Below are 4,300 nucleotides of genomic sequence, written 5' to 3'. Positions count from 1 at the left end.
TACCCTTCTGCCCTCCACCTCTCGGTCGATGAACCGTGGTCGCTGCATTATCACGACCACACCCTGCCGGCCCATGCCGGATGGAGCACGGGTTGCGCGGCGGCGCTCGCATCCTTCGTCTCGTCGGGGCACTGGGCATATTTGGGTACCTGCGAGGCAATCGCCTGCGATCGAGTGTTCCTTGACAGCACTCGTAACACGTCGCGACGATTCTGTTCGGTGCGCTGTCAGAACCGCGAGAAGGTGCGGGCATTCCGTCGAAGACTCGAATATTGACTACCAGATGATCGCGTTCGCTCGGTGGAGCAGACCACGGATGCCACCGCAGCACCCATGAGGAGGGCGAGGATCCGTCGAGTCAGGTCCTGTTCCTGGTCGAGCTCGCGGCAATCGCTGTCAGCTCTCCCCTCGAGCGTGCGCCCGCTTTGCGGAGCAGATTCGACACGTGGAACTTGACGGTGTTGTCGCTGATTCCCAGTTGATCCGCGATCGCACGATTGCGCGCGCCCGATGCCACCAGGCGGAGCACATCGCGCTCCCGCGGGCTGAAGACCACCGAGTCCTCGAGCGGCTCCGCTTCTGCCGGAGGGTCGAGCGGGAGCCGAATGTCGAGAGATGTCCCCCAGCCTGTCGTCGACGCTACCTCCAGGCCGCCGTCGAGAGCAGCGACCCGTTCGGCGATGGGCCTGAGCGCGTCATCGTGGGCGCTGATCTCGCCCTGACCGTCGTCGCGGATGCCGATGAGCAAGTTGAGACCGTCGCAATCCCACTGGATCCGCACCCGTTTCGCCTCCTCCTGGTCGACGAGAGTGAGCACCGCGCTGCGAACGATCGCGCGAGCGGCATGAGCCACCTCCCCCGGCAGCGCCCGCCCGCCGGTCGGCGGTTCGACGAACTGCACGTCCAGTCCGCCGAAGCGCGCGAGCGGACGAAGGTCGGAACGGAGCCGGGCGAACGCCCCATCCACCGGCTCCAGCATGGTGCCCAGCTGCTGGTCGGTCGTGCTGCGCAGCTCGATCAGGGCAGCGGATGCCAGATCGAGCGCGGTCGCGCGGCTTGCGCGGTCGTCCAGTCGCGTCGAACGAAGGACCGCGAGAATCGACTCGAGGGTCACAGCATGCCGATCAGCCTGTTCGGCCATCGCCTGGGCGTGCTCGAGCTGAAGCCTGCGAGAGACTGGACCAAGGTCGTTGTTGTTGCTCACCGCTTCAACCTACCCGGCCAACCTGTACCTACCGCAATGGATAGGGGTACTCCACGGCCGGGCAGGTCCGTCACTACCGCAACCCAGCGACCATAGGTATATGACTGCTGTGAACCCCGACGCATTGACGCCCTCACAACCCGGCGTGACGGCATCCCTCTCCCTCATCTTCGGCGAGCTCGGGGCGACGGCCGCGGAGGTGACGAAACAGCGAGCGGACGACCTCGACAACCTCGCCGAAACCCTCGCGAAAGCCCGGCGGATCTTCGTGCTCGGGGCGGGACGCTCCGGCATCGCCCTACAGATGACTGCCATGCGCCTGATGCACCTCGGCCTGACCGTACACGTCGTCGGCGACGTGACCACGCCGGCGATCGGCCCTGGCGACGTGCTGCTGACGGCAAGCGGCTCCGGAACGACGACATCGATCGTTCGTGGGGCGGATGCCGCGGTGAAGGCTGGTGCAAACGTAACCGTCATTACGACGGCCGACGCGTCGCCGTTGGCCGCGCTAGCCACCGCGGTTGTCATCGTGCCGGCCGCGGGAAAGCTGGACCGTTCCGGCACCGTTTCTGCGCAGTATGCAGGCAGTCTGTTCGAGCAGACCGTCATGCTGCTTGGCGACGCCCTGTTCCACAGCCTCTGGCAGCGTTCGGGGCAGAGCGCAGACGAGCTCTGGCCCCGGCACTCGAATCTTGAATGACACGACGTCCTCGCAGACGCGAAGGCTTAGACAACAACCAGAAAGAGACACTATGAAGTTGCAGTTCGCCATGGACACCCTGACCACCGAAGCAGCGCTCGAGCTCGCCGCCGCCGCGGCGCCGCACGTTGACATCCTCGAACTCGGCACGCCGCTCATCAAGAGCGCGGGCCTGTCGGCCATCACCGCTGTGAAGGCTGCGCACCCGGACAAGATCGTGTTTGCCGACCTCAAGACCATGGACGCCGGCGAGCTCGAGGCCGACATCGCGTTCGCTGCGGGCGCTGACCTCGTCACCGTTCTCGGCGTCGCCGGTGACAGCACCATCGCGGGAGCAGTGAAGGCCGCGAAGAAGCACGGCAAAGGCATCGTCGTCGACCTGATCGGTGTTGCCGACAAGCCGGCCCGTGCCCGCGAGGTCGTCGCCCTCGGCGCCGAATTCGTCGAGATGCACGCCGGACTCGACGAGCAGGCCGAAGAGGGCTTCACGTTCGCCACTCTCCTGCGTGACGGAGAAGCATCCGGTTCACCGTTCTCGGTCGCCGGTGGTGTCAACGCGTCGACCATCGCCTCTGTGCAGGCATCCGGCGCCCAGGTCGCCGTCGCTGGTGGAGCCATCTACGGCGCACCAGACGTCGGCGCCGCTGCCGCCGAATTGCGGGCCGCGATCGTCTAGACCGCGTCGCTGTCCGCATGGGGTCGCGGAACACCCGCGACCCCATGCGGCCTGATCCTGTGGCGGCGAAGCCGCTGCTCGGTTGCGGGAATGAGGGGCACCCCGTGGCGCCGTGTCAAGAGCCGTGGACAAAGTGCGCCACGGGGGCTTGACGTCCACACTTGCATTTTGCAAGTGTGGGCCGCATGAGTCTTTTCATCACCTGCCCGGTCGAAAGCGTCGACCGCGCGACCGCCTTCTACACCGCCCTCGGGTGGACCCTCAACGCCGAAATGTCCGATCACAACGTGTCGTGCTTCGCGATCGCGCCCGAGCAGTTCGTCATGCTCGGCAGCCGCGAGATGTACACAAGCGTCGGCGGCGTTGAGGAGCTCATCGGCGGACCCGACACCCCCTCAAAGGTCACGGTGTCGTTCGACCTGGGTACCCGCGAGGCGGTCGACGAGCTCGTCGAGCGTGCCGGCGCTGCCGGCGGTCGGATCGGCGACACCGACGACTACCCCTTCATGTACCAACGCCAGTTCGACGACCCCGACGGCTACCACTACTCACCGTTCTGGACGAAGCCGGCCACCGATCCGGCCGCGTGAGCGACCTGGCCGCAGCCCTCGACATCATCGGAGCCCGGTGGGGCATGCTCATCGTGGAGCGGCTGCTCGAAGGGCCGCAACGCTACGGCGACCTGCAGCGCGACCTCGGAGTGCCGACAAACATCCTCACGACCCGCCTCCGCGAACTAGAAACGGCCGGCGTCCTGCACCGCCTACCCCTCCACCACAACACCCGGGCCTACGCACTGACCGAACGCGGGCTCGCCTTGCGCGAGGCGATCACCGCGCTCGGACGCTGGGGCGCCGGGGAGGTCTAGGCCGCGCCTGGTTCTCGGCGCTACGTTCGCGGTGCTGATCTGAAACCGCGTCCGAGTGCATCGCCGGTGAGAGGGTCGCGGCCGAACCGACGAGCCGCTGAAGCTGCTCCTCCGTTACGGTCTCAGCCTCGACGAGATGACCGGCACCGAGACCGCGGAGACCAGCACCCATCCACCGCCCAGGTGGCGTGCCTTGCGTACTGTAATAGCGCGTCAGCGGCGTCGACAGCGAGCGCGACCCGTCACCGGCGGCGACCGACCGCAGGAGGTACTTATAGCCGTCGCCGACGCTCATCACCCGCATCGACACCGTCACCCGGCCCACCTCCGTCATCACGGAGAAGGTGCGCCGCCTCGATCTGCAAGAGGCGTGGGGCATCGGGGATTACGCCAGGCGTCAAAGCTGTGGCTTCCTAGTAGGGCGGGCTTTGGCCGACACGCCGAGCCGAACCGCGATGTCCGGGTGCAACTTCGACGCGCTCAACGGTTCTTCATTGCACCTGGCCTCGTCTCCTGGCGTAAGCCATGGGTATTTAGACGATTGAGTTACGAGACGGCGGGCCGCTGCGGTGTTTGCTGGGCCGCAAGCGGGAACCTTACGCGGCCACCGACGGAATCTGGTGTGCAGCTGCCGGTGCCCTACGCTTCGCGCGACGATGAAGGATGAAAGCGCCCACCAGGATTCCCAATCCGAATAGCGCCCCCACGTAAGGGATGGCCATTAGAAGCAGCGCGACGACCACAGCCAGTAGCCACCAGCCCGCGCCCAAGCCAGCACCAACTGGCGGCGGCTCGAGTGGATCCGTTGAGACGTAGGCAGGCGGAACCTGCTGAGATTCCGTAAGAGAA

General features: G+C 66.1%; 6 protein-coding genes and 1 pseudogene. 5 read left to right on the top strand and 2 right to left on the bottom strand.

Going from position 1 to position 4,300, the window contains the following annotated elements; translation table 11 throughout:
• Positions 1-276 (top strand): CGNR zinc finger domain-containing protein (locus JWP90_RS03375; protein ID WP_297359602.1); only part of this gene is annotated, 276 nt, incomplete at its 5' end.
• Between the two features lie 82 nt (positions 277-358).
• Here JWP90_RS03375 and JWP90_RS03370 read toward each other — a convergent pair.
• Positions 359-1,204 (bottom strand): LuxR C-terminal-related transcriptional regulator, encoded by an 846-nt coding sequence (locus JWP90_RS03370; RefSeq protein ID WP_297359599.1) that lies wholly within the window; start codon positions 1,202-1,204, stop codon positions 359-361.
• A gap of 100 nt (positions 1,205-1,304) precedes the next feature.
• On the opposite strand from JWP90_RS03370, the gene hxlB reads away from it, so the two are divergent.
• The 4 genes from hxlB (at position 1,305) to JWP90_RS03350 (ending at position 3,451) form a co-directional block, all read left to right on the top strand.
• Positions 1,305-1,907, top strand: coding sequence for a 6-phospho-3-hexuloisomerase (gene hxlB / locus JWP90_RS03365; RefSeq protein ID WP_297359596.1), 603 nt, complete (start codon positions 1,305-1,307; stop codon positions 1,905-1,907).
• A 52-nt stretch (positions 1,908-1,959) separates the two neighbouring features.
• Positions 1,960-2,583 (top strand): 3-hexulose-6-phosphate synthase, encoded by a 624-nt coding sequence (gene hxlA / locus JWP90_RS03360; protein ID WP_297359592.1) that lies wholly within the window; start codon positions 1,960-1,962, stop codon positions 2,581-2,583.
• 185 nt (positions 2,584-2,768) lie between these two features.
• Positions 2,769-3,173, top strand: coding sequence for a VOC family protein (locus JWP90_RS03355; RefSeq protein WP_297359589.1), 405 nt, complete (start codon positions 2,769-2,771; stop codon positions 3,171-3,173).
• A complete protein-coding gene (locus tag JWP90_RS03350) occupies positions 3,170-3,451 on the top strand; it encodes a helix-turn-helix domain-containing protein (protein ID WP_297359586.1) in 282 nt (93 codons plus the stop codon). The genes JWP90_RS03355 and JWP90_RS03350 overlap by 4 nt, the downstream gene beginning before the upstream one ends.
• 41 nt (positions 3,452-3,492) lie before the next feature.
• On the opposite strand, the pseudogene JWP90_RS03345 reads toward JWP90_RS03350, so the two are convergent.
• A pseudogene (locus JWP90_RS03345) lies at positions 3,493-3,746 on the bottom strand (relaxase domain-containing protein); the annotation flags it as partial.
• Between the last annotated feature and the right edge of the window lie 554 nt (positions 3,747-4,300).

The organism is Mycetocola sp. (genome assembly GCF_025464835.1).
Lineage (GTDB): Bacteria > Actinomycetota > Actinomycetes > Actinomycetales > Microbacteriaceae > Mycetocola_A.
The sequence above is the reverse complement of the archived record's forward strand: the minus strand, read 5'-3'. Positions and strand labels throughout refer to the sequence as shown.

Excerpts from the sequence above, each read along its gene's own strand:
- hxlB (WP_297359596.1), top strand. The coding sequence starts at position 1,305 with ATGACTGCTGTGAACCCCGACGCATTGACGCCCTCACAACCCGGCGTG.
- JWP90_RS03355 (WP_297359589.1), top strand. The coding sequence starts at position 2,769 with ATGAGTCTTTTCATCACCTGCCCGGTCGAAAGCGTCGACCGCGCGACC.
- hxlA (WP_297359592.1), top strand. The coding sequence starts at position 1,960 with ATGAAGTTGCAGTTCGCCATGGACACCCTGACCACCGAAGCAGCGCTC.